21 protein-coding genes and 4 tRNA genes are annotated in these 20,372 nt (G+C 71.4%); 7 read left to right on the top strand and 18 right to left on the bottom strand.

Features of this window, described 5'->3' with window-relative positions; translation table 11 throughout:
• Nucleotides 1-137: 137 nt before the first annotated feature.
• The 3 genes from nusG to B6R96_RS15075 all read right to left on the bottom strand — a co-directional run bounded on the left by nusG (nt 138) and on the right by B6R96_RS15075 (nt 1,587).
• Nucleotides 138-1,043: a transcription termination/antitermination protein NusG gene (gene nusG, locus B6R96_RS15065; protein WP_030388882.1), complete on the bottom strand. Its 906-nt coding sequence runs from the start codon at nt 1,041-1,043 to the stop codon at nt 138-140.
• Between the two features lie 83 nt (nt 1,044-1,126).
• Nucleotides 1,127-1,408: a preprotein translocase subunit SecE gene (secE, locus tag B6R96_RS15070; protein ID WP_030388883.1), complete on the bottom strand. Its 282-nt coding sequence runs from the start codon at nt 1,406-1,408 to the stop codon at nt 1,127-1,129.
• Between the two features lie 106 nt (nt 1,409-1,514).
• A tRNA-Trp gene (locus tag B6R96_RS15075) sits at nt 1,515-1,587 on the bottom strand.
• A 193-nt stretch (nt 1,588-1,780) separates the two neighbouring features.
• Between B6R96_RS15075 and B6R96_RS15080 the strand changes: the two genes are divergently transcribed.
• Together B6R96_RS15080 and B6R96_RS15085 are read left to right on the top strand one after the other, a co-directional pair.
• Nucleotides 1,781-3,007 carry a pyridoxal phosphate-dependent aminotransferase gene (locus B6R96_RS15080; protein WP_052876425.1) on the top strand — a complete coding sequence of 409 codons (1,227 nt, stop codon included), beginning with the start codon at nt 1,781-1,783 and terminating at the stop codon, nt 3,005-3,007.
• Between the two features lie 201 nt (nt 3,008-3,208).
• Complete coding sequence (locus B6R96_RS15085; RefSeq protein WP_030725986.1) at nt 3,209-4,228, top strand: adenosine deaminase; 1,020 nt, start codon at nt 3,209-3,211, stop codon at nt 4,226-4,228.
• Here B6R96_RS15085 and B6R96_RS15090 read toward each other — a convergent pair.
• The 10 genes from B6R96_RS15090 to B6R96_RS15135 form a co-directional block, all read right to left on the bottom strand.
• Nucleotides 4,218-4,634, bottom strand: a complete 417-nt coding sequence (locus tag B6R96_RS15090; RefSeq protein ID WP_030388886.1) for a hypothetical protein — start codon at nt 4,632-4,634, stop codon at nt 4,218-4,220. The two genes, B6R96_RS15085 and B6R96_RS15090, sit on opposite strands and share 11 nt — an antisense overlap.
• 16 nt (nt 4,635-4,650) lie before the next feature.
• Entirely contained in the window at nt 4,651-5,790 is a 1,140-nt protein-coding gene (locus B6R96_RS15095) for a UDP-N-acetylmuramate dehydrogenase (protein ID WP_221510490.1), read from the bottom strand.
• Nucleotides 5,787-6,185 (bottom strand): DUF3291 domain-containing protein, encoded by a 399-nt coding sequence (locus tag B6R96_RS15100; protein ID WP_081522685.1) that lies wholly within the window; start codon nt 6,183-6,185, stop codon nt 5,787-5,789. The genes B6R96_RS15095 and B6R96_RS15100 overlap by 4 nt, the downstream gene beginning before the upstream one ends.
• 41 nt (nt 6,186-6,226) lie before the next feature.
• Nucleotides 6,227-7,675 carry a DHA2 family efflux MFS transporter permease subunit gene (locus B6R96_RS15105; RefSeq protein ID WP_053702838.1) on the bottom strand — a complete coding sequence of 483 codons (1,449 nt, stop codon included), beginning with the start codon at nt 7,673-7,675 and terminating at the stop codon, nt 6,227-6,229.
• Between the two features lie 77 nt (nt 7,676-7,752).
• The gene (locus B6R96_RS15110) at nt 7,753-8,322 is read right to left on the bottom strand and encodes a TetR/AcrR family transcriptional regulator (protein WP_081522686.1); all 570 of its coding nucleotides are present in this window, start codon (nt 8,320-8,322) and stop codon (nt 7,753-7,755) included.
• A gap of 1,621 nt (nt 8,323-9,943) precedes the next feature.
• Nucleotides 9,944-10,372 carry a MaoC family dehydratase gene (locus B6R96_RS15115; protein ID WP_030388292.1) on the bottom strand — a complete coding sequence of 143 codons (429 nt, stop codon included), beginning with the start codon at nt 10,370-10,372 and terminating at the stop codon, nt 9,944-9,946.
• A gap of 1 nt (nt 10,373) precedes the next feature.
• Complete coding sequence (locus tag B6R96_RS15120) at nt 10,374-10,826, bottom strand: MaoC family dehydratase N-terminal domain-containing protein (protein ID WP_030388293.1); 453 nt, start codon at nt 10,824-10,826, stop codon at nt 10,374-10,376.
• 148 nt (nt 10,827-10,974) lie between these two features.
• The gene (gene rpmG, locus B6R96_RS15125; protein ID WP_003956487.1) at nt 10,975-11,139 is read right to left on the bottom strand and encodes a 50S ribosomal protein L33; all 165 of its coding nucleotides are present in this window, start codon (nt 11,137-11,139) and stop codon (nt 10,975-10,977) included.
• 88 nt (nt 11,140-11,227) lie between these two features.
• A tRNA-Met gene (locus B6R96_RS15130) sits at nt 11,228-11,300 on the bottom strand.
• A gap of 48 nt (nt 11,301-11,348) precedes the next feature.
• Nucleotides 11,349-11,421: transfer RNA gene (locus tag B6R96_RS15135), tRNA-Thr, on the bottom strand.
• A gap of 376 nt (nt 11,422-11,797) precedes the next feature.
• Here B6R96_RS15135 and B6R96_RS15140 point away from each other — a divergent pair.
• Nucleotides 11,798-13,075, top strand: a complete 1,278-nt coding sequence (locus tag B6R96_RS15140; protein ID WP_081522687.1) for an amidohydrolase family protein — start codon at nt 11,798-11,800, stop codon at nt 13,073-13,075.
• Nucleotides 13,076-13,128: 53 nt separating this feature from the next.
• A complete protein-coding gene (locus B6R96_RS15145) occupies nt 13,129-13,785 on the top strand; it encodes an SDR family oxidoreductase (RefSeq protein WP_081522688.1) in 657 nt (218 codons plus the stop codon).
• 44 nt (nt 13,786-13,829) lie between these two features.
• Here B6R96_RS15145 and B6R96_RS15150 read toward each other — a convergent pair whose 3' ends face one another.
• The 4 genes from B6R96_RS15150 to B6R96_RS15170 form a co-directional block, all read right to left on the bottom strand.
• Entirely contained in the window at nt 13,830-14,222 is a 393-nt protein-coding gene (locus B6R96_RS15150) for a DUF3574 domain-containing protein (protein WP_053704223.1), read from the bottom strand.
• A 93-nt stretch (nt 14,223-14,315) separates the two neighbouring features.
• Nucleotides 14,316-14,735, bottom strand: coding sequence for a hypothetical protein (locus B6R96_RS15155; protein ID WP_159062060.1), 420 nt, complete (start codon nt 14,733-14,735; stop codon nt 14,316-14,318).
• 173 nt (nt 14,736-14,908) lie between these two features.
• Nucleotides 14,909-15,889, bottom strand: coding sequence for a hypothetical protein (locus B6R96_RS37255; protein WP_237291429.1), 981 nt, complete (start codon nt 15,887-15,889; stop codon nt 14,909-14,911).
• A 260-nt stretch (nt 15,890-16,149) separates the two neighbouring features.
• Nucleotides 16,150-16,231, bottom strand: a tRNA-Tyr gene (locus B6R96_RS15170).
• A 200-nt stretch (nt 16,232-16,431) separates the two neighbouring features.
• Between B6R96_RS15170 and B6R96_RS15175 the strand changes: the two genes are divergently transcribed.
• From B6R96_RS15175 to B6R96_RS15185, 3 genes are all read left to right on the top strand, one after another.
• Nucleotides 16,432-16,920, top strand: a complete 489-nt coding sequence (locus B6R96_RS15175) for a YajQ family cyclic di-GMP-binding protein (RefSeq protein ID WP_030009008.1) — start codon at nt 16,432-16,434, stop codon at nt 16,918-16,920.
• A gap of 195 nt (nt 16,921-17,115) precedes the next feature.
• Nucleotides 17,116-18,543, top strand: a complete 1,428-nt coding sequence (locus B6R96_RS15180) for a SulP family inorganic anion transporter (RefSeq protein WP_081522690.1) — start codon at nt 17,116-17,118, stop codon at nt 18,541-18,543.
• A gap of 18 nt (nt 18,544-18,561) precedes the next feature.
• Nucleotides 18,562-19,797, top strand: a complete 1,236-nt coding sequence (locus B6R96_RS15185; protein ID WP_081522691.1) for an APC family permease — start codon at nt 18,562-18,564, stop codon at nt 19,795-19,797.
• Here the strand turns inward: B6R96_RS15185 and B6R96_RS15190 are convergent.
• On the bottom strand, nt 19,781-20,305 hold the full coding sequence (locus tag B6R96_RS15190) for an SMI1/KNR4 family protein (RefSeq protein WP_081522692.1): 525 nt from the start codon (nt 20,303-20,305) through the stop codon (nt 19,781-19,783). The genes B6R96_RS15185 and B6R96_RS15190 overlap by 17 nt on opposite strands.
• Between the last annotated feature and the right edge of the window lie 67 nt (nt 20,306-20,372).

Consider the following 20,372-nt stretch of genomic DNA (forward strand, 5'->3'; position numbering starts at 1 on the left):
TCAGCCGCCGATCCGGTCATCCGGATGGAGGCATACCGCACCACGATAACGGGTATCGGTGCGGGGCTAAAAACCGAGCAGGTCAGACCGCCCTTCACGGGGCGATCTGACCTGTCCGGAAGCTGTCGCTCAGAAGATCAGTTCTTCTGGATCTGGTCGAAGCTGAGCTCGACCGGGGTCTCGCGGCCGAAGATCTCGACGAGGCCCTTGACCTTCTTCGAGTCGGGGTTGATCTCGTTGATGGTCGCCTGCAGCGTCGCGAACGGGCCGTCGGTGACGGTGACCGAGTCGCCGACCTCGAAGTCCAGGACCTCGATGGTGCGCTTGACGGCGGGCGCGGGCAGGCCGGCCTCTTCCGCGGCGGCCTTGGCGGCCTTCTCCTGCGCCTCCGGGGCGAGCATCTTGACGATCTCGTCCAGGGTCAGCGGGTACGGGTCGTACGCGTTGCCGACGAAGCCGGTGACACCAGGCGTGTTGCGGACGACGCCCCAGGACTCGTTCGTCAGATCCATGCGGACGAGAACGTAACCGGGCAGCTTGTTCTGCCGGACGTTCTTGCGCTCGCCGTTCTTGATCTGGACGATCTCTTCCTCGGGCACCTCGGCCTGGTAGATGAACTCCTCGACGTTCAGCGAGACGGCACGCTGCTCGAGGTTGGCCTTCACGCGCTTCTCGTAGCCGGCGTAGGTGTGGATCACGTACCACTCGCCGGGCAGGAGGCGGAGCTCCTCGCGCAGGGCCTGGATGGGGTCGACGGGCTCGGCGGGCTCGACCGGAGCGGCCTCCTCGGCCTCTTCCTCGTCGGCCTCGACCTCGTCAGCAGCCTCTTCGACCTCGGCGCCGGCCTCGATCTCGGTGTCAGCCTCGACCTCGTCCTCGTCGGACTCGACGTGCAGCGCGGCCTCTTCGGCGGCGACACCCGCCTCGGCGTCGGCGAGCTCGACCTCGTCGGGGTCCACAGCGTCCGCCGCCTCGACGATGTCGAGCTCGTCCTCGACGGACTCGACGGAGTCGTGGCTCGCGTTCAGGTTCGGGTCAGACACGGTGGCTGCTTCTTCCTGGATACAAAAGGTGGTGGAACATGCGAAAACGGGCGACACCCATCAGGCGCCGCCCTCCGCGGGGATCAGCCGAAGACGAACTTGATGGCTTTTTCAAACCCAAAGTCAATCACGGTCACCAGACCGATCATGATGACGACGAAGACAATCACCACGGTGGTGTACGTCGTGAGCTGGTTACGAGTAGGCCAGACAACCTTGCGGAGTTCCGCGACGATCTGGCGGTAGAAAAGCGCGAGCCGGCCCAGAGGGCCCTTCTTGCCGCGCTTGCCGCCCTTGCGGGCCTTCTTCTCGCGCGTCTCGTCCTCGGCGTCAGGCATGTCGATGGAGCCCAGGGCGTCCGTCACGTCTCTCACCTGAATCCGGGTCGTGGCCGTACCGCGCCCGGTTGCGCCGCACGGCGTTGCATCTAAGTACGTACCTGCGCACACACGTCCGAGATGGAGTGTGGAGCAGGGCCGGAGGGACTCGAACCCCCAACCGCTGGTTTTGGAGACCAGTGCTCTACCAATTGAGCTACGACCCTTTGCGTCCCCCAACCTACCGCATCCGAGCGAGTGCACGGAGTGCTCACGCTTCTCAGCGGCTGGCGAGGTCCAACGACAGGTGAGTGTACGTGAACCGGGCCGTGACGTCGAACAGCACCCGACCTGACATGCAGCAGTCCGTTGACTGAAACGGTGTGCGGCGCTTCTTTGCCGTCTGGGACGATTGCTCGTATGACCTCTGCAACGCCTTCCTCCGAGCGCCGGGTGTCCGCCCGAATCGGCGCCATTTCCGAGTCCGCCACCCTCGCCGTGGACGCCAAGGCCAAGGCCCTCAAGGCCGCCGGACGCCCGGTGATCGGGTTCGGCGCCGGCGAGCCCGACTTCCCGACCCCGGACTACATCGTCGAGGCCGCGGTCGAGGCCTGCCGCAACCCCAAGTACCACCGCTACACGCCGGCCGGCGGCCTGCCCGAGCTCAAGGCCGCGATCGCCGCCAAGACGCTGCGGGACTCCGGCTACGAGGTCGAGGCCTCGCAGGTCCTCGTGACCAACGGCGGCAAGCAGGCGATCTACGAGGCCTTCGCGGCCGTCCTGGACCCGGGTGACGAGGTCATCGTCCCGGCTCCGTACTGGACCACCTACCCGGAGTCGATCCGTCTCGCCGGCGGTGTCCCGGTCGAGGTCGTCGCCGACGAGACCACCGGCTACCGGGTGTCCGTCGAGCAGCTGGAGGCCGCGCGCACCGAGCGCACCAAGGTCGTCCTGTTCGTCTCCCCGTCCAACCCGACGGGTGCGGTCTACAGCGAGGCCGACGCCCGCGCGATCGGCGAGTGGGCCGCCGAGCACGGCCTGTGGGTGCTGACGGACGAGATCTACGAGCACCTGGTGTACGGCGACGCGAAGTTCACCTCGCTGCCCGTGCTGGTTCCGGCCCTGCGCGACAAGTGCATCGTGGTCAACGGCGTCGCCAAGACGTACGCCATGACCGGCTGGCGCGTGGGCTGGATCATCGCCCCGCAGGACGTCATCAAGGCCGCGACCAACCTCCAGTCGCACGCCACCTCCAACGTCTCCAACGTGGCCCAGGTCGCGGCGCTCGCCGCCGTCTCGGGCAACCTGGACGCGGTCGCGGAGATGCGCAAGGCCTTCGACCGCCGCCGCCAGACCATGGTCAAGATGCTGAACGAGATCGACGGCGTCCTCTGCCCCACCCCCGAGGGCGCGTTCTACGCGTACCCGTCGGTGAAGGAGCTGCTCGGCAAGGAGATCCGCGGCAAGCGCCCGCAGACCTCCGTCGAGCTCGCGGCCCTGATCCTGGACGAGGTCGAGGTCGCGGTCGTCCCGGGCGAGGCCTTCGGCACCCCCGGCTACCTGCGCCTGTCCTACGCCCTGGGCGACGAGGACCTGGTGGAGGGCGTCTCCCGCATCCAGAAGCTCCTGGCCGAAGCCAAGGCCTGACGCGGCCCGCGGCACAACCTGGGCGGCGGCACCCTCGAGGTGCCGCCGCCCAGGCGCTTCCCGGCCCCGCCGGCGTTTGAGGCGCGGGGGTCCGGGGGCAGCGCCCCCGGCAACGGCGCCGCGCCCGCTCACGCGTTCGCGCAAGCCCCCGATCGGTAAAACCCCCTCCCGCCGAGCGCAGCGGTACGGCAGGATCACCAGATGGAGCACGCACGCGATCTCACGCTTCTGCCGAAGGCCCACCTCCACCTGCACTTCACCGGGTCGATGCGACCATCGACCCTGCTGGAGCTCGCGGACAAGTACGGTGTGCGCCTTCCCGACGCCCTGACGGCCGGGGAGCCGCCCAAGCTCCGTGCCACCGACGAGCGCGGCTGGTTCCGCTTCCAGCGGCTCTACGACGCCGCGCGCTCCTGTCTGCGTGAGCCCGACGACATCCGGCGCCTGGTCCGCGAGGCCGCGGAGGAAGACGTACGGGACGGCAGCGGCTGGCTGGAGATCCAGGTGGATCCCACCTCCTACGCCCCCCTGCTCGGCGGGATGATCCCGGCGGTCGAGATCATCCTCGACGCCGTCGACTCCGCCTCCCGCGAGACCGGCCTCGGCATGCGGGTCCTCATCGCCGCCAACCGCATGAAGCACCCCCTCGACGCCCGCACCCTCGCCCGTCTCGCCGTCCGCTACGCCGACCGCGGCATCGTCGGCTTCGGCCTCTCCAACGACGAGCGCCGCGGCATGGCCCGCGACTTCGACCGGGCCTTCGCCATCGCCCGCGAGGGCGGTCTCCTCGCCGCCCCGCACGGCGGCGAGCTCACCGGCCCGGCCTCCGTCCGCGACTGCCTCGACGACCTGCACGCCTCCCGCATCGGGCACGGCGTCCGGGCCGCCGAGGACCCCCGGCTCCTCAAGCGGCTCGCCGACCGGCAGATCACGTGCGAGGTCTGCCCGGCCTCCAACGTCGCCCTCGGGGTCTACGAGCGGCCCGAGGACGTCCCGCTGCGCACCCTGTTCGAGGCCGGGGTCCCCATGGCGCTGGGCGCCGACGACCCGTTGCTCTTCGGGTCCCGGCTGGCGGCCCAGTACGAGATCGCCCGCCGCCACCACGCCTTCACGGACGCGGAACTCGCCGAGCTGGCCCGCCAGTCGGTGCGCGGGAGCGCGGCGCCCGACGACGTACAGGCCAAGCTGCTGGCGGGGATCGACCACTGGCTCACCGGGTGAGCCGCAGGTCCCCCTCGTAGCAGTCGGCGCGCACCCGGCCGCCGTCGAGGAAGCCGATCTCCAGGTGGGTGCGGCCCTGTGCGGGCAGCGCGAACTCGGCGACCGAGGCGACGGTCTCGCCGAGGTGCCGCAGGAAGGGGTGGTCGCCGAGGTCCTCGCCGACCTCGATGCGGCCCCACTCCCCCATGTCGTACGCCTCGTGGGGTGCGGCGGACTCGACGATGAGGCACTGGTCGGATCCGGTGGTGATCCGGATGGTGTCGCCGATGCTGTCGATCAGCCAGACGTCGAGGGGCGCCTCGGAGCGTTCGCCGTCACTGATGTGCCAGGACGCGACGACTCGGCTGAGCGTGCGCCCCACGAGACGGGTGGGGTCCGTACCGGCCCCGTGCAGGGGACAGAGCATGGGCGGCCGGGGCTCCTCAGATGCTGACGCCGACCGTCACCGGCTCGTTGACCAGGGTGACGCCGAAGGCCGCGTGGACACCCGCGACGACCTCGCGGGCCAGGGTGAGGAGGTCCTCGGTGGTGGCCTCGCCGCGGTTGGTGAGGGCGAGGGTGTGCTTCGTGGAGATGCGCGCGGGGCCGGTGCCGTAGCCCTTGGTGAAGCCGGCCTTGTCGATCAGCCAGGCCGCGCTGGTCTTCGTACGGCCGTCACCGGCGGGGTACGCGGGCGGGGCGGTGTCGGGGCCGAGGCGGTCCTGGACGCGGGTGAGGAAGGCGGCGTAGGCCTCGTCGGTCAGGATCGGGTTGTGGAAGAAGGAGCCGGCCGACCAGGTGTCGTGGTCAGCGGGGTCGAGCACCATGCCCTTGCCGGCGCGCAGGCGCAGCACGGTCTCGCGGGCGGTGGCGGCGGGGACCCGGTCGCCGGCCCCGACACCGAGGGCGCGGGCGGTCTCGGGGTACTTGATCGGCGCGGACAGGCCGCCGGCGTCTTCCAGGGCGAAGCGCACGCGCAGCACGACGTAGCGGTCGGGCTGGTCCTTGAAGGTGCTGTTGCGGTACCGGAAGGCGCAGTCGGCGGCGCTCAGGGTGACCGTTTCGCCGGTGGTGCGGTCGTAGGCGACGACCTCGGTGATGGTGTCGCAGACCTCTTGGCCGTACGCCCCGACGTTCTGGATCGGGGTGGCGCCGGCGGAGCCGGGGATGCCGGCGAGGCACTCGATACCGGCCAGGCCGGCCTCGACGGTGCGGGCGACGGCGTCGCTCCAGTTCTCGCCGGCGGCGAGCTCCAGCCGCGTCCCGTCCAGGTCGAAGCCGGTGGTCGCGATGCGCAGTGCGGTGCCGTCGAAGCCCCGGTCGCCGATGACCAGGTTGCTGCCGCCGCCGATGATCAGGAGCGGGGTGCCGCTCTCGTCCGCGGCGCGCACGGTGGCGACGACCTCGGCGTCGGTGGTCGCGGTGACCAGGCGGGCGGCGGGACCACCGAGACGGAAGGTGGTCAGCGGGGCGAGGGGGGCATCGTGGAGTTCCTGCACGTGGACAAGAGTACGGTCCGTGCCTCTCGCATCCCTGCGGGGCCACGGACCGTACTCGCTCGTCCCCCCTGCCTGCCGGGTCAGTGGCTCGACTTCTGCTCGGTGAGGCGGCGCTCGGCCTCGGCCCAGGTGAGGGGCAGCTCGGCGGCCGGGACGGTCCAGTAGGTGAAGACCGACTCCTTCATGTACGCGCTGGCTGCGCGGGAGCTGGTGCGGTGGGGCTCGCTGCGCGCGAAGCGGTACAGCGCGTCCCGGTCCTCCCATGCGGAGAGGGTCAGGAAGGTCCGGCGCAGGACCCGGGCGCGCAGGGCGACGCCGTGGGCGCCGGGGGCCTTGCGCATCTGGAGGATGATGCCGGGCGCCTTGAGGAAGAACCGGACGGCGCCGGCGAGGGTGGCGGTCTCGAAACGGGAGGCCATGACGTAGACCTCGGCGTCGGGGGCGGCCGCGGTGGGCGTGGACCAGGGAATGTCGGGCATGACGCGTGCTCCTTGGCGGTCGAGGTTGCGGGTGGGGTGGGTCAGCCGGCCGCGGGGACCTTCTCCGGGACGGCGGCGTTCCGGCCCGCGAGCACCGGGGCGGCCTTGGACCTGCGGGGCACCAGCAGGGCCAGTGCGGCGGCGACGGCGACCGCGCCGGCGCCGATCCACAGGGCGGGGACGGTTCCGTCGGTGAAGGCCTGCGGGGATTCGTAGCCGCCCTGGGCGGAGAAGACGGAGGCGAGGACCGCGACACCGAGGGCTCCGCCGAGCTCGCGCAGTGCGTTGTTGGTGCCGGAGGCCTTGCCCTGGTCGGCCGGGGTGACGGTGGACATCAGGACGTTGGCGGCGGGGGCGAAGTAGAGGGCCATGCCGATTCCGCTGAGGATGAGCGGCGGGAGCTGGGCGGCGTACGAGACGTCGGCGCTCAGGATCGCCGCGAACCAGCCGAGGCCGAGGGCCTGGAAGGCGAGCCCGGCGGCGACGACGGGGCGGCCGCCGATGCGGTCGGAGAGGATCCCGGCCAGCGGGGCGACGATCATCGGCATGCCGGTCCAGGGGAGCATGCGCAGGCCGGCCTCGGTGGGCGAGTAGCCGGCGACGCCCTGGAGGAACTGGCTGAGCAGGAAGATCGAGCCGAACATGCCGAGGAACATCAGCAGGCTGGCCAGGTTGATCCCGAGGAAGCCTCGGTCACGGAAGAGCCGCATGGGGAGTATGGGGTCGGCGTGGGTGAAGCCGTGGTGGATGAACGCGCCGACGAGCGCGGCGCCGACGATCAGGCCGGTCAGGACGGGGGCGCTGGTCCAGCCCTCGGAGTTGGCGTTGACCAGGGCGTAGACGATGCCGAAGAGGCCGCCGCTGATGAGCAGGGTGCCCGGGATGTCGAGACGCGCGCCGGGCGCGGTGGACTCGGCGAGGCGCAGGCGGGCGAGCGGGATCAGGGCGATGCCTATCGGCACGTTCAGCCAGAAGATCCACTGCCAGGAGATGTGCTCGGTGAGGCTGCCGCCGATGAGGGGCCCGCTGGCGACGGCGAGGCCGGTGACGGCGCCGTAGATACCGAGGGCCATACCGCGGCGGGCGGCCGGAACGGCGGCGGTGAGCAGGGTGAGCGTGAGCGGCATCATGATGGCGGCGCCGACGCCCTGCACGGCGCGGGCGGCGATGAGCGCGTCGATGCCGGGCGAGAGGGCGGCCGCGGCGGAGGCGCCGGTGAAGACCGCGAGGCCCGCGATGAAGAGCCGCCGGCGCCCGAAGCGGTCGCCGAGCGCGGCACCGAACATGAGGAGGACGGCGAAGGTGAGCGTGTACGCGTTCACCGTCCACTCCAGGTCCTCCAGCTTGCCGCCGAGGTCCTCGCGGATGGCGGGGAGGGCGGTGGTGACGACCAGGTTGTCGAGCGCGGCCATGAAGCTGGCCACGCCGGTGAGGACGAGGGCCCAGACGGCGGGCCCGCGGAGCTTGGTGTCCGATTCTTGCGTGTGCACGGTTCCCCCTACAGCTTGTTAGTTATTACTGACTAACTTTCGTGGCCAAGCGAATGCGCGGGCAGACGCGCACACCCTCACGCCTCCAGGCGCCCCGTGGTGCGCGCCGAAGGGTAGAGCCCCTCCCAGACCCGGTGCTCGGGCGGGAAGCCCATGGCAGCGAGGGTGTTGATCAGCATTCCGTACGCCATGAAGGTCGTGGTCTCACCGACGTCCCCGCCGAAGGGCACGTGGACGGTGTCCCAGAGCTCCATCCACCCCTTGCGCACGAGCTCGCCGAGCTCGTGGTCCCCGGCCGCCTCGGCGGCGGCGACGGTGACGTACATCTGGAGCTGCATCTGGAGCTTGTCCGGGTCCTCGGCGATCAGCCGGGTGTAGGCGTTCGCCATGGCATGGGTGGCCTCCTCGCCGTGCAGCCCTTCGGCAGCCTCGGCGAAGACCGCCCGCGTATCCCTCAGGCAGCGCTCGGCCGCGGCGAGGAAGATGGCGGGCTTGTTCGGGAAGAGCCGGAAGAGATACGGCTGCGAGACACCCACCCGCTTGGCGATCGCCTCGGTGGAGGTCCCGTAGTAACCCCCACGCGCGAACTCGTGCATCGCCGCGCGAATGACGCTCTCGCGCCGCTCATCTGCGCTCATCCTCACCATGAGACGAAGTTAGTGCTCAATCACTAACCAAGTCAAGGGGGTGGGTGGCGGCGGGGGGCCGGGGCGGGGGCGGGGCGGGGCGGGGGTGGGGGTGGGGGCGGGGGCGGGGGCGGGGCGCCCTGCTCGGGCCGACACGGCGGACGGGACCTGCTGGGCCGGTAGCCAGAGATGCGTATGGGGGTTTCCCGTCAGTCTCATCGTCTCTCCGTGTCGGGCCGGTCCCTCAAGGGCGCTCCTCCTTCGTCGTCGCGTCGCTTCGCGATGGCCTTCGGCCACCCTTGACCGACCGTCCCGCCCCGGACATACGAAGACTGCCGGGAAACCCCCAAAGGAACGGGCCGGGGATGCATTCCAGGGACGGGGACGTCGGAGATGCCCGAGCGGGCCGGGGCTGGGCACGCCCCCGAGGCGGGCCCACCCGAAGCCGCCTGCCGGGTCGGGGGAAGCGCAGCAAATCGCTACGCGCTCCTCATCCCTCAGCGTCCGACGACCGTCTGGGGCTGGACATAGGCCGCCCAAGACCGTTGGCGCCTCTCACATCCCAGCGTCCGACGACCGCCTGAGGTTGGACATAAGCCGCCCACGACCCGCTGGCGCTCCTCAATCACGCGCCAGACGACCACCTTGGGCCGGACATAAGCCGCCCACGACCCGCTGGCGCTCCTCAATCACGCGCCAGACGACCTTCTTGGGTTGGGCACAGGCCACCCACGACCTTCTGACGCTCTTCGGTCACGCGTCCGGCGACCGTCTCAGGTCGTTGGGAGGGGCTGACGGCCGATCCTTCGGCTATTTCGTCGTGGATCCGGGTCAGCGCCGGACCGAGCCCACAAACAGGGGCACATACGGGGGCAATTGGGGCAAACTGTCGGCCTTTTGCGGCATCCACGTGCCCTGACCCGCATCCACGACGAAATAGCCGCTGTCCCACGCCTTTCCACCCCGGACAGGCGCCAGTCGCGGTCGTCGAGAAGCATCAACGGCCCGTGGGCGGCCTATGCCCAGCCCAAGGCGGTCCTCGGACGCATGTCGAGCCTCGAACCGACGTCGTGGGCGGCCTGTGCCCAACCCGGACCGTCGTCGGACGCGTGACTGAGGAGCACCACGCGTCGTGGGCGGCCTATGTCCAACCCAAGACGGTCGTCGGACGCTGAGAGATGAGGAGCGCGTAGCGATTTGCTGCGCTTCCCCCGACCCGGGAGGCGGCTCGGGATGAGCCCGCCTCGGGGGCGTGCCTGCGCCCGGCCCGCTCGGGTATCTCCGACCGCCCGTCCCTGGAAAGGAACGCCCGGCCCGTTCCTTTGGGGGTTTTCCGGCAGTCTTCGTATGTCCGGGGCGGGACGGTCGGTCAAGGGTTGAGCGCAGCGAAATCGCGAAGCGACGCGACCGAAGGGAGCGCCCTTGAGGGGCCGGCCCGACACGGAGAGACGATGACTGCCGGGAAACCCCCATACGCATCCCTGACTACCGCCCGACCACAACCCCGCCCCCCGAAGCCGCCCGCGCATCCCCACCCCCACCCCGACCCCGCACCCCTAGCCCCCCGCCCCCACCAAAAGGGGCGGAGGCCCACCGGCCCCCGCCCCGCCCCACCCCGCCCCGTCCTCACGCCGCTCCCGCCTCAGGCGAGTTCGACCACCGCGCGGGACATGCCCAGGACCTTCTGGCCCGCGCTCATGGCCGTCAGGTCGACCCGGACGCGGTTGTCGTCCAGCTTGGCGGCGACCTTCGCGGTGACCTCGATCAGGCCGCCCCGGTCGTCGTTCGGGACCACGACCGGCTTGGTGAAGCGCACTCCGTACTCGACCACCGCACCCGGGTCGCCGACCCAGTCGGTGACCACACGGATGGCCTCGGCCATGGTGAACATGCCGTGCGCGATCACGTCCGGCAGTCCGACCTCCTTGGCGAACTTCTCGTTCCAGTGGATCGGGTTGAAGTCGCCCGAGGCGCCCGCGTACTGGACGAGCGTGGCGCGCGTCACGGGGAACGAAGCCGCCGGCAGCTCGGTGCCGACCTCGACGTCGGCGTACTGGATCTGCGCTGCCATGTCAGGCCTCCTCGGGGGCGCGGGAGACGAGCTTCGTCCACGCCGTCACCACGTGCTCGCCGGTCTCGTCGTGGACCTCACCGCGGATGTCGATGACGTCGTTGCCGGCGAGGGACTTCACGGACTCGATGGTGGAGACGACCGAAAGCCGGTCGCCGGCCCGCACCGGACGCGAGTACGCGAACCTCTGGTCGCCGTGCACGACACGGCTGTAGTCCAGGCCCAGCTGCGGGTCCTCGACGACCTGGTCGGCGGCCTTGAAAGTGATCGCAAACACAAAAGTCGGCGGAGCGATCACATCGGGGTAGCCGTACGACTTCGCGGCTTCGGGATCGGTGTAGACGGGATTGGTGTCACCCACCGCAACCGCGAATTCGCGGATCTTCTCCCGGCCGACCTCGTACGGATCGGTGGGCGGGTAGCTCCGCCCCACGAAGGACTGGTCGAGAGCCATGACTCACTACCTCCTGATGAAGGGACACGAATGACGCAAGAACAAAGACAGGAACAGGCCCGGAACGGTCACGGAAACGACACAAGGCCGCCCCCCAATGAAGGGGACGACCTCATGACGGTGCCTGTTATTCGAGACTTCGCTGGGGTCAGCGGGTCTCGCGGTGCGCGGTGTGCGAGTTGCAGCGCGGGCAGTGCTTCTTCATCTCAAGACGGTCCGGGTTGTTACGCCGGTTCTTCTTGGTGATGTAGTTCCGCTCCTTGCACTCCACGCAGGCCAGCGTGATCTTCGGGCGGACGTCGGTGGCAGCCACGTGAGTGCTCCTTGACGGAAATTGGGACGGATGAACGCATACAAGAGTAGCCGACCGGGAGACCGACCCCGCAATCGGCTACTGTGTGTAGCGGCGACCGGACTTGAACCGGTGACACAGCGATTATGAGCCGCTTGCTCTACCGACTGAGCTACGCCGCTTTGATGTGATCAGCTCCCCACCCGAGGGTGGGGAACCTCTCTCACCAGAGCCCCAATGCGGAATCGAACCGCAGACCTTCTCCTTACCATGGAGACGCTCTACCGACTGAGCTATTGGGGCGAGCGATGAAGACATTACACGGTTGCCTGCCGATCGCCCAAATCCTTTGCGGGGACAGGGCTCGGAGGGGGTTCGCCGGACCGTCTTGATCAACCCTTCGATCACTCCAGCCCCACTTTTCCACCGGATTGTGTGCGGGCTCACACGGCCGCGACCGTTCGGAGCCCCCGACCGTCACGCGGAGCCACCGGGTCCACGAGGACCCGGGCGTGGGCACCACACCGGTACGACTATTGCGCTCTTCCGCGAAGCGGGGTGCCCCGCGCCCTACGCTCGGAGCACGCTGCGTGATCTTGGGCCGCGGGCCGCGGGCCGCGGGCTCCGCCACTGCCATTGCCACGGCTCCAGGAACCGCCCGAGCCACCGCAGGAGCGCGATGTCCGACAGCCAGCCGCAGCAGCCGTTCCCACCCCGCAGCGGTAACGGCAATGGCCATGGCAACGCGGCCGCGGCCGAGGCCACCACCCTGCTGCTCGCCGGGGCCCGGCTCACCGACGGCCGTACCGTCGACGTCCGCCTCGGCGGCGGCCGGATCCAGGCCGTCGGCACCGCGGGCAGCCTCCCCTCCCCCGCACTGTCCCGGGTGGACCTGTCCGGCTACCTGCTGCTTCCCGCCCCCGCCGAGCCGCACGCCCACGGGGACACCGCGCTGACCGCCGACGGTGAGGGGCCCGTCTCCTACTCCCCCGACGAGGTCCAGCGCCGGGCCACCGAAGCCGCCCTGCTCCAACTCGGCCACGGCGCCACCGCCGTCCGGTCCCACGTCCGCATCGGCGACGTGCACGGCCTGGGACCCATGGAGGCCGTGCTCCAGGCCCGCCGCTCCCTGCGCGGGCTCGCCGACCTCACCGCCGTGGCCGTCCCCCGGCTGCTGACCGGGGTGGCGGGCGCGGACGGGCTCGCCATGCTGCGGGACGCCGTCAAGATGGGCGCCTCCGTGATCGGCGGCTGCCCGGACCTGGACCCGGACCCGACGGGCTTCCTCGAAGCCGTTCTGGAACTCGCCGCCGAGCACGGCTGCCCCGTCGATCTGCACACGGACGGTGACGACCCGGGCCGCCTCTCCCGGCTAGCGGCGATGGCCGGCGGGCTGCGCCCCGGGGTGACCATCGGCCCCTGCGGCGGCCTGTCCCGGCTCCCGCTGGACGCGGCCTCGCGCGCCGCCGACCAGTTGGCCGCGGCCGGCGTCCGGGTGACCTGCCTGCCCCAGGGCGACTGCGCGGCCCTGGAACGCCGCGGCCTGCGCACCGCGCCCGTACGCCTGCTGCGGGCCGCCGGCGTGCGCGTCGCGGCCGGCAGCGGGGCGCTGCGGGACGCCGGGAACCCCGTCGGCCGCGGGGACCCGCTGGAGGCCGCGTACCTGCTGGCCTCCCAGGGCGGCCTGCGGGCGGGCGAGGCCTACGAGTCGGTCAGCGCCTGCGCCCGTGAGGCCATGGGCCTGCCGGAGGTTCGGGTGGAGGCCGGTTTCCCGGCGGAGCTGCTCGCCGTGCGCGGGGAGCAGATCGCGGGCGTGCTGTCCCTCGCGTACAGCAGGATCGTGATCCATCGCGGGCGCGTGGTAGCCCGTACGAGTGCCGTGCGCGAGTACTGCGACTCCGCCGTCGCGGTGGCCCTGGACCTGCCCCGACAGGGCCGGACGGAGCCCGGTCCCTGAAGTTCGCCGTGCGTTCGCGGGCGTGGGCGCCCGGGTCGTCGTACGGTCGGGTCATGCGCATCGTCATCGCGGGTGGACACGGTCAGATCGCGCTGCGGCTGGAGCGGCTGCTCTCCGCGCGCGGGTACGAGGTCGCGGGCATCATCCGCGATCCGGCGCAGGCCGATGACCTGAGGCAGGCGGGTGCCGAGCCCGTGCTCTGCGATCTGGAGTCGGCCTCGGTGGACCATGTGGCCGGGATCCTGCGGGACGCGGACGTGGCGGTGTTCGCGGCCGGGGCGGGACCCGGCAGCGGGATCGAGCGCAAGGACACCGTGGACCGGGGCGCGGCGGTGCTGTTCGCCGACGCCGCCGAACGGGCCGGCGTACGGCGCTTCCTGATGGTGTCTTCGATGGGCGCCGACGCGCACCACGAGGGCGATGAGGTCTTCGACGCGTACCTGCGGGCCAAGGGCGAGGCCGACGACCACCTGCGGACCCGTCTGGGCCTGGAGTGGACAATCCTGCGCCCCGGTTCGCTGATCGACGACGCCGGGACGGGCCTGGTCCGTCTGGAGGCGCAGACGGGCCGTGGGGCCGTCCCGCGCGACGACGTGGCGGCGGTTCTGGCCGAGCTGATCGAGACGCCGGCGACGGCGGGCCTGACCCTGGAGCTGATCTCCGGTTCGACGCCGGTGCAGGTGGCCGTGAAGGACGTGGCGGGCAACTGAGCCGCCGCCCGGGCCGTGCGGCGGTCCTGTGGCGGCCCTCCGGATCAGAACCCGGCGCTGATCTTGTCGTCGGACCGGCCGACCGAGTCCTGCTGGTAGCGGTCCTCGTACGCCTGCCGGATCCGCTCGATGCGCGTGCTGCGCTCGCCGGCCTCCTTCTCCGGATACAGCAGGACCACCTCGTACGAGGTCTCGCGGACGATCTTTCCGTCCTGGCCGCGCCACTGGCCGTACCCGTCGTGGAGGGTCAGTCCCTCGGGGAAGGCGGGGGTGATCTCCCGGTCCAGGAACCGCATGAACTCGCGTTCCTCCACCGTGCCGCGGCCGTCGGCCCGTTGGGTTCCGAAGTACAGCCGGGTCTCCTGGTAGGGCTCGCCCACGTCCGGGTGGAGGGCTGCTCCCACCAGAGCCGGGATCCCCGCGCCGAGCAGGGCCATGAGAACCCCGCCGCCGACCTTTCCACGTGTGTCAGATGTCCATTTCACCCCCGGTGAACGAAATGCGGCCGTCTACGTTGCGGCCGGGCCGGGTCAGTACGTCAGGCGGCGCTGCCACCAGGGAGCGTCGGGGGCGGCGTACGGGTCGGCGAGGGTGCGGGCGAGGAAGCGCTCGTCGAGCGGCCGGATCACGGCGCGCAACTCGCGCCGGGCGCGGGGCGGGAGGAGGTGACAGACCGTCTCCAGCGTCCCGCGGCAGTAGCCGACCCAGTCGCAGCATCGGTGGTCGTCGTCCATCGCCGGGTAGATGATCCACGGCCCCCGCTGGTAGACGGTCCGGTGCCAGTGCCGCAGGGACCGGTAGGTGTCGCCGCGGGAGAGGCGGCGGTGCTCGACGCGGGCGATCGCGGCGAGGGTGGCGGCCGATACGCCGGGGACGACGCCGCGCTCGTGCGGTCGGGGCGGCGGGGCGGGCAGGTCCATCCTGACCTGCGAGGGTGCCTTACGCGGCACGGGCCTTTCGGCTGCTGATGCTGTTGCTGATCATGCGCCCAGGATGCCGCAGCCGTGTCGCCTGCGCCCACCGTTTTTCGCGCGTGCGCCGCGCCGGCCTCGAAAGCCCGCCGCCCGTGGTCATGGGCGGGCGGGCGGGCTTCCGGTCGGTGCCGTGGTGCGTGGTGGCGCGACTACCAGTAGATGACTACGTAGCCGTCGCCGCCGTCCTTGCCGCGCGAGCCGGAGTTGCCGATGGCCCGGTTGGTGCCGCCGCCGCGGCCGCCGTCGCCGCCGAAGGCCGCGCCCTCCGGGAGCTCGACGATGCCGTCGGCGGTGCCGCCACCGGTGCCGTCGGCGTTGCCCGGGTCACCGTCGCGGTTGATGCCGCCCGAGGAGCACGATCCGCTGCCGCCCAGGCCCGGCGTGCCCGGTTCGCCGGGACCGCGGTCGGCGGCGGCGCCGCCACCGCCGCCGGTACCGCCGGTCGCGGTGACAAGCGTCCTGTTGGTCGACGCCACGGTCAGGGTGGTCGCGGTACCGGCGGCGCCGGCGGCGCCGTTCGAGCCGGGCGCCCCGCCGAGACCGTTGGCGCCCCCGGTGCCGACGTCCACTCCGTAGTCCCTGTGGGGCGTGACCGGGATGACGCACCAGGTGAAGCCGCCCCCGCCGCCACCGCCGCCGTGGCCACCGGTGTTGTTCCGCGCGGCTGCGGCGCCGTCCGTGTCCGCGCCCGTCTCGGCTCCGCCGTTCGGGTTGTTCGGGTTGTTCGGGTTGTTCGGGTTGTTCGGGTTGCCGCCACCGTTGCCGCCGTTGTTGCCGCGCGCGGACCCACCGCCCCCGCCGCCGCCACCGCCGGCGCCCCAGGCCTGCACGAACACCTGCGTGACCCCCGCCGGCGGGGTGAAGGTGTTGTCCGAGGTGAACTGCCGCAGACCGTGGACGGGCAGGACCGTCTGCTTCTTGGTCTTGTCGGGTTCCGGCGGCGCTTGCTTCGGGCTGTCGGCAGGCTTCGTGTTCTGCTGCGCCGCCGGCTCGGGACCGTCGGCGGATGCGGCCGGGGCCACCGCGATCAGCTGGCCGGTGAGGGCGGCCGCGGCGGCGATGGAGGCGAGCAGAACCCGGGAACGCCCCCGGGGCCGCTGAATCGTCGCCGTCTGATGGTTCAGGTTCATGGCTTCCTTACCCGCCGGCGCCGTGGGCTGCCGCGGGATGCGATGGGAGGGGTGCGTGCGTCACGCGCCGCCCATCCGAACCGTCCGCGGTTCCGACGTTGCGCTGGCAGGGCCGGGGCTGTGGCCCAGTCAGGTGAGTACTTCATCTGCCCGGAGCAACGCCGAGCGGAGGCTCGTCCCGGGTCCGTGCCGCGTTCGGAAGGTAACGAAAGAACCCCCGCTCACTGTGATTCCACAGATGAACGGGGGTTCCACTCGCGTGGCGGCGCCAGGGTTCGAACCTGGGTAGGCTGAGCCGGCAGATTTACAGTCTGCTCCCTTTGGCCACTCGGGCACACCGCCAAGAGATGCTGCCGTTTTTTCCACCTTGCGGTGGCGCTCCCCGGCAACGACGTAAACGATACCTGATGACCGGGGGTGCTTCACCACCGGATTGATCAGCGCTGCGGGTGGGCACGGTGGCTAGGCTTTGCCGAGCGGGCCGGGCATGTCCGGCCGCGCCCTCCGGGGTGATCACAACCGATTTCAAGGAGCCACAGCACATGGCCGACTCCAGTTTCGACATCGTCTCGAAGGTCGAGCGGCAGGAGGTCGACAACGCCCTCAACCAGGCCGCCAAGGAGCTCTCGCAGCGCTACGACTTCAAGGGCACCGGCGCCACGATCGCCTGGTCCGGCGAGAAGATCCTGATGGAGGCGAACTCCGAGGAGCGCGTGAAGGCCGTCCTCGACGTCTTCGAGACCAAGCTGGTCAAGCGCGGGATCTCGCTGAAGGCGCTGGACGCCGGGGAGCCGCAGCTGTCCGGCAAGGAGTACAAGATCTTCGCCACGATCGAGGAAGGCATCTCGCAGGAGAACGCCAAGAAGGTCGCGAAGATCATCCGGGACGAGGGTCCCAAGGGTGTCAAGGCCCAGGTCCAGGGCGAGGAGCTGCGTGTCAGCTCGAAGAGCCGTGACGACCTCCAGGAGGTCCAGGCGCTGCTGAAGGGCAAGGACCTGGACTTCGCGATCCAGTTCGTGAACTACCGCTGACCCCTGCTCCACGATCTGCCTCACGCCGGCCCGGCGGTCCTCACCGACCGCCGGGCCGCGGCGGTTGCGAGGGGGGTGTGTGCGGGGCGTGTGCGGCGCACGCGCCACTGCGGACTCCTGTGGGCACTTGGGCGGCGATGAGTGCGCCCACCACGCTGGGTGGCATCACATCACCGCGTGGCAGGGGGTTCTCGCATGCCTGGGGCCGGCACGTTTCGCGATGACTTCGGGGCGTCCGTCGTCGTCGCGCTGGTCGCACTACCCCTGTGCGTGGGGGTGGCGGTCGCCTCCGGGGTGCCGGCCGAGCTCGGGATCGTCACCGGGGTGGTCGGCGGGCTGGTCACCGGGTGGTTCCGCGGGAGCTCCTTGCAGGTGAGCGGGCCCGCGGCCGGGCTCACCGTGCTCGTCTACGAGGCGGTGCAGGCCTACGGTCTTCCTGCGCTCGGGGTGCTGGTGCTGGCCGCCGGGGTGATGCAGCTGGCCATGGGGGCGCTGCGGCTCGGGCGGTGGTTCCGGGCGATCTCGGTGGCCGTCGTGCACGGGATGCTGGCCGGGATCGGGCTGGTGCTGATCTCCGGGCAGCTGTACGCCCTGGGCGGTGTGGAGGCTCCGGGGCAGACCCTGGCGAAGCTGCGCGGGGTGCACGAGCTGGGGGCGCAGGCCGACTTGGCCGCCGTGCTGCTCGGGGTGGGGACCATCGCCGCCATGGTCGCCTGGCGCCGGGTGCCCGCGAGGCTGCGGATCGTGCCCGGGGCGCTGGTCGGGGTGGGCGCCGCCACCGCCGTGGCCGTCCTGCTGCGGCTGCCCGTCGAGAAGGTGCGGGTGACGGGCGTACTGGCTGCCGTGTCCCCGCCGGGCTGGGGCGACTTCGGGGTGCTGGCCTCGGTCGGTGCGGCCGGGACCGTGGTCGCGCTGGCGCTGATCGCGTCCGCGGAGACGTTGTTCAGCGCGGCCGCCGTGGACCGCATGCACGACGGGCCGAGGACGGAGTACGACAAGGAACTCATCGCCCAGGGCGTGGGCAACAGCGTGTGCGGGCTGCTCGGCGCGCTGCCGATGACCGCGGTCATCGTGCGCAGCGCCGCCAATGTGGAGGCCGGGGCGCGCACCCGTGCGGCGAGGGTGATGCACGGCGGCTGGCTGCTGCTCTTCGCCGTGGCCTTCCCCCAGGTCCTGGAGAGCGTGCCGCTCGCGGCGCTGGCCGGGGTGCTGCTGCACGCGGGGTGGAAGCTGCTGCCGGCCAGGGCGGTGGCAGCGCTGTGGCGGACGCACCGGGGCGAGGCGGTGGTGCTGGTGGTCACGGCCTCGGCGATCTTGGTCACCAACCTCTTCGAGGGGGTGCTGATCGGGCTGGGGCTCGCCGTCGCCAAGGCGGCCTGGGAGACCTCCCACGTGCACATCGAGGAGGTGTGGGAGGACGAGGAGCTGTGCGTGCGGGTCGTCGGTAACGCCAGCTTCCTGCGGCTGCCGAAGCTGCTCGACGCCCTGGACGCGCTGCCGCACGGGCAGCCGGTGCGGCTGGACCTGAGCGGGTTGCGCCACATGGACCACGCCTGCCTGACCGCGCTGGAGGGATGGGAGCGCGCCAGGACGCCGCTTCCCGGCCGGGAGGGCGTCATCTAGGCCGGTTACCCTCCGCCCGTGGAAGAGAAGTTGAGGCGCACCCTGGGGGTGTCCGACGCCGTCGTCGTCGGACTCGGCGCGATGGTGGGCGCCGGGATCTTCGCCGCTCTGGCGCCGGCGGCGCGGGCGGCGGGCGGGGCCCTGTCGGCCGCGTTGGCCGTGGCGGCTCTCGTGGCCTACTGCAATGCGCACTCCTCGGCCCGACTGGCCGCCCGGTACCCGGCGTCCGGCGGCACGTACGTGTACGGGCGCGAGCGGCTGGGGCCCTTCTGGGGGTATCTGGCCGGCTGGGCCTTCGTGACCGGAAAGACCGCGTCCTGCGCGGCAATGGCCCTCACGGTGGGCGCCTACGTCTGGCCCGGGCAGCAGCATGCCGTGGCCGTCGCGGCGGTGGTGGCGCTGACGGCCGCGAGCTACGGCGGTGTGCAGCGGTCGGCCCGCGTGGCCCGGCTGATCGTGGCGGCGGTTCTGGCGGTGCTGGCGGCCGTGGTCGTGGTGTGCCTGTCCTCCGGGGCGGCCGACCCGGGGCGACTGTCCGGTTCGGACTGGGGTGTGTTCGGGCTGTTGCAGGGCGCCGGGCTGCTGTTCTTCGCCTTCGCGGGCTATGCCCGGATCACCACCCTGGGCGAGGAGGTGCGCGACCCGGAGCGGACGATCCCGCGGGCGGTGCCGGTCGCGCTGGGGATCGCGCTGCTGGTGTACGCCGCGGTGGCGGTGGCGGCGCTGTCGGTGCTCGGCGTCGAGGGGCTGGCGCGGTCGGCGGCGCCGCTCGCCGATGCGGTGCGGGCGGCCGGCCGGCCCGAACTGGCCCCGGTGGTGCGGGTGGGCGCGGCCCTGGCCGCGCTGGGGTCGCTGCTGGCGCTGGTGCTCGGGGTGTCGCGGACCGTTCTGGCGATGGCGCGCGACGGCCGTCTCCCGCGCGCGCTGGCCGCCGTACATCCCCGGCACCAGGTGCCGCACCATGCGGAGTTGGCGGTGGGTGCGGTCGTGGCGGTGCTGGCGGCCACCGCCGATCTGCGGGGCGCGATCGGTTTCTCCTCCTTCGGAGTGCTCGTCTACTACGCGATCGCGAACGCCTCTGCGTGGACTCTCGATTCAGCTGTCAAGGGGCGGGCCGTGGCAGTGGTCGGACTGTCCGGCTGTGTGGTGCTGGCGTGTGCGCTGCCCCTCGCGTCGGCGGCCTGGGGAGCGGCTGTGCTGGCCGCGGGTGCATGCGCCTACGGGCTGCGGGGGCGGCTCAGATCCGGGATCTGAATCCGTCCCAGGGCGTCAGCTCCAGGTCGTACTCCTCCCCCGCCGGCGACTCGTCGCAGTACCAGGCGGTGCCGTCGAGCCAGCCGCGCAGCCAGGCCGCCAGTCCGGGGGTGTCGACCGACCAGGCGAGCTCCGGTTCCCCGAGGCCGGGGTCGAAGAGCAGGACCTGGGCGGTGTCGGAACGGCAGTCGACGCAGACGGACACGGCGCAGCCGAAGTCGGCTATCGGCAGGACGCCCTCGGGCCAGCGCCAGGCCGACGAGCGGCCCGCCCCGTAGGCACGGACGGCGTCGCGCAGTGGCAGCAGGCCGCACTCCGGGCCGAATCCGCCGTCGCCGACGCGGGTGTAGAGGGCGGCGAGCAGGGGCGGCAGCGCGAAGCCGAGTATGCCCTCGGCCCGGGCGATCTCCTCCGGGCCCAGGGGGGCGGGCAGGGGCTTTCCGTGCCCCTGCCCGGATGCGTGTGCGCGCGCGGCGACTTGCTCCAGCAACTGCTCCGTCTCGTTCATGCGTTCATGGTGACGCACCCCACCGACAGCCGCCCGGGCCTGTGGACAACTCCGCCCGCAGGCCGAT

The sequence above is a fragment of the Streptomyces sp. Sge12 genome, assembly GCF_002080455.1.
Taxonomy (GTDB): domain Bacteria; phylum Actinomycetota; class Actinomycetes; order Streptomycetales; family Streptomycetaceae; genus Streptomyces.

Excerpts from the sequence above, each read along its gene's own strand:
- B6R96_RS15175 (WP_030009008.1), top strand. The coding sequence starts at position 16,432 with ATGGCCGACTCCAGTTTCGACATCGTCTCGAAGGTCGAGCGGCAGGAG.
- B6R96_RS15080 (WP_052876425.1), top strand. The coding sequence starts at position 1,781 with ATGACCTCTGCAACGCCTTCCTCCGAGCGCCGGGTGTCCGCCCGAATC.
- B6R96_RS15145 (WP_081522688.1), top strand. The coding sequence starts at position 13,129 with ATGCGCATCGTCATCGCGGGTGGACACGGTCAGATCGCGCTGCGGCTG.
- B6R96_RS15090 (WP_030388886.1), bottom strand. The coding sequence starts at position 4,634 with ATGCTCTGTCCCCTGCACGGGGCCGGTACGGACCCCACCCGTCTCGTG.
- B6R96_RS15180 (WP_081522690.1), top strand. The coding sequence starts at position 17,116 with ATGCCTGGGGCCGGCACGTTTCGCGATGACTTCGGGGCGTCCGTCGTC.
- B6R96_RS37255 (WP_237291429.1), bottom strand. The coding sequence starts at position 15,889 with ATGAACCTGAACCATCAGACGGCGACGATTCAGCGGCCCCGGGGGCGT.
- B6R96_RS15120 (WP_030388293.1), bottom strand. The coding sequence starts at position 10,826 with ATGGCTCTCGACCAGTCCTTCGTGGGGCGGAGCTACCCGCCCACCGAT.
- B6R96_RS15100 (WP_081522685.1), bottom strand. The coding sequence starts at position 6,185 with ATGCCCGACATTCCCTGGTCCACGCCCACCGCGGCCGCCCCCGACGCC.
- B6R96_RS15110 (WP_081522686.1), bottom strand. The coding sequence starts at position 8,322 with ATGGTGAGGATGAGCGCAGATGAGCGGCGCGAGAGCGTCATTCGCGCG.
- B6R96_RS15140 (WP_081522687.1), top strand. The coding sequence starts at position 11,798 with ATGTCCGACAGCCAGCCGCAGCAGCCGTTCCCACCCCGCAGCGGTAAC.
- B6R96_RS15115 (WP_030388292.1), bottom strand. The coding sequence starts at position 10,372 with ATGGCAGCGCAGATCCAGTACGCCGACGTCGAGGTCGGCACCGAGCTG.
- B6R96_RS15085 (WP_030725986.1), top strand. The coding sequence starts at position 3,209 with ATGGAGCACGCACGCGATCTCACGCTTCTGCCGAAGGCCCACCTCCAC.
- B6R96_RS15150 (WP_053704223.1), bottom strand. The coding sequence starts at position 14,222 with ATGGCCCTGCTCGGCGCGGGGATCCCGGCTCTGGTGGGAGCAGCCCTC.
- B6R96_RS15190 (WP_081522692.1), bottom strand. The coding sequence starts at position 20,305 with ATGAACGAGACGGAGCAGTTGCTGGAGCAAGTCGCCGCGCGCGCACAC.